Origin of the sequence: Mesorhizobium sp. M7A.F.Ca.MR.362.00.0.0 (genome assembly GCF_004023175.1) — a bacterium.
Lineage (GTDB): Bacteria > Pseudomonadota > Alphaproteobacteria > Rhizobiales > Rhizobiaceae > Mesorhizobium.
In genome coordinates, this window is sequence record NZ_RZTF01000560.1 from 1 (window position 1) to 1,988 (window position 1,988).

The 1,988-nt window shown below is 60.0% G+C and carries 2 protein-coding genes; both read right to left on the minus strand.

The annotated features are described in order from the left end of the window. Positions 1-145: 145 nt before the first annotated feature. On the minus strand, positions 146-1,006 hold the full coding sequence (locus EOC06_RS35110; protein ID WP_306462378.1) for an ATP-dependent DNA ligase: 861 nt from the start codon (positions 1,004-1,006) through the stop codon (positions 146-148). A gap of 351 nt (positions 1,007-1,357) precedes the next feature. Continuing rightward, a complete protein-coding gene (locus EOC06_RS40465) occupies positions 1,358-1,501 on the minus strand; it encodes a hypothetical protein (protein ID WP_164762814.1) in 144 nt (47 codons plus the stop codon). Positions 1,502-1,988: the final 487 nt, after the last annotated feature.

Here is a 1,988-nt window from a genome sequence, read left to right on the forward strand (position 1 = left end):
CACTCTCACCGCCTACGTCAGATCGAAGACGTTAGCCGAAAAAGATGCCTGGGATGATCGCTACATCCCGACAGTCGAGCCCGCCACAGGCGCCGGCCACCCCTCGCACCGGTCGATTCCCGAGATGTGCATCGTGGGCGATGCGTCATGCCTTTGCCTCCCGGATCGCCCGCAGCGTGGCGTGGCGTAGTTTATTTTCGCGCTTAAGGGTCTTCACGCGTCCGACAAGGCCAGGTTCGATCCATTCGGCATCGGGCTTGTCGGCGCCCCTCGGTGGCGAGCCTTTCCCCTCTTGCACCTTGGCATAGAGGCGTTCCCGCATGGCTTTGGTCAGGGCGATGTTTGCCGAGCCGACGTAGCGGCGTTCCGCATCGCGGGTTGCCATCAAGGCGAGTGGAGCCGAACCGGGCTTTCGCTGCACGCCTGCAACTTCAAAGTCGAGTTCTTCGTAGCATTTCGTTTTCACCCAGGCTTCGGTGTCGCCTGACCGATAGCTGCTCTCTTCCCGCTTCGACACCATGCCCTCTAGGCCAATCCGATCAACCGCGGCATAAAAGTCAGCCCCGCCGCCATGCACATGGTGGCTGTATTGGATCACGCCTTTGGCAGGCCCGACGACTTCGAGCAGCTTTTCCCGACGTGCCAGCAACGGTTCGCGACGCAGGTCGATGCCGTCATGGTGCAGCAGATCGAAGGCAACGAAGATGATCCGATCCGGCGCCCATCGCATCGCCGACCGCAGCGAATGGAAATCCGATACGCCCTTCTCGTTCAGAACGATTGCCTCACCGTCGATGCCGACTTGGGGGAAAGGGTTGCCGCCGCCTCGACAATCGTCTTGTACGTCGATGACCAGTCGTAGCCCCTTCGCGTGATCGCTCTGGCCTTCGTCCTCAACAATCACCTGGGTACGATAGCCGTCATATTTGATTTCGTGAATCCAGTTGTCCCCTGCCGGCGGCACCTCGACAAGCGTGGGGAACATCGGCCGGATGAACTTCAACATACGCAAACTCGGACTGACCGAGTTTAAATTAGATTAAGCTAAAATGGTTGCAAAGGAACGCACCAGACGCTTGGGCAGCTCCGGAGCACCTTGAGGAGCGTGATCTTGATCCAGCAGCTGCAGTCGCTGGAGCGCCACCTGGCCGGCGTCAAGGAACGATTCCGCCCTCCCGGTGTTTCAATCTCATGACAAAACATCACGAAAGGCCGGGGAATCGCGATGGCGGCCGAAGTCGCCAGTGCCACGCAGCGCCTCGAACGGGCCGAGCTCGCGATTGAGCGCTCGGAAAAAATAGTGGCCCAAAACATCGAGCGGTCCGGCAGGATTCGGCGTCGAGCGCCGCCACCTAGATTAGCATCGTGTTAAAGCCACTCGAATGTGGCCAAGCACCACTTCGCCGATCTCGCTTTTGTCGGTCTTCTTCAACGTCAGCGCGAAGACCACGGTCTCGCGCGCTGGCATGTGCGGGTAGAGCGCATGGTTCGGGAACACCATGGCGAGGTCGCGCGACTTCGGCGCAACGTCGACGGGCCGACCAGGATGACGAATTCACCCGACCTTGTCGCTGCCTTTCAGCCTCAAGAGACAGCATTGCAAGCCTTCGGCAGAGCAATCAGCTTAGGCAACGGATCGGTCCGTTGGCAAATTCGGGTCCGATGTCGGCCTCGCGCGGACCTTTGACCAAATCGGCGCTTGCCGTAGTCGCAACGGTTGCGCCGAGGTGCTTGGCAAGCTGGATCGCGACACCTCCCCGCCGCTAAATTGAGCCATGTTGTGCCCTGTGGCCTGGGTTGTGTTGGCCATGCGAACGTGTAAGTTGTAGCTAATTTAGGGGTGGGGTGAAAATGGAATACGGTTCCAGGAAGGTCACCCTGTTGGGCGGCCTGGCATCGACCAGGCGGATCCGGATGCTTCTGGCTTCCACGGCGGTCGCGACCAGTCTCGCAACGCTGGCGACAGGCATTCCCGCTTCGGCCCAATC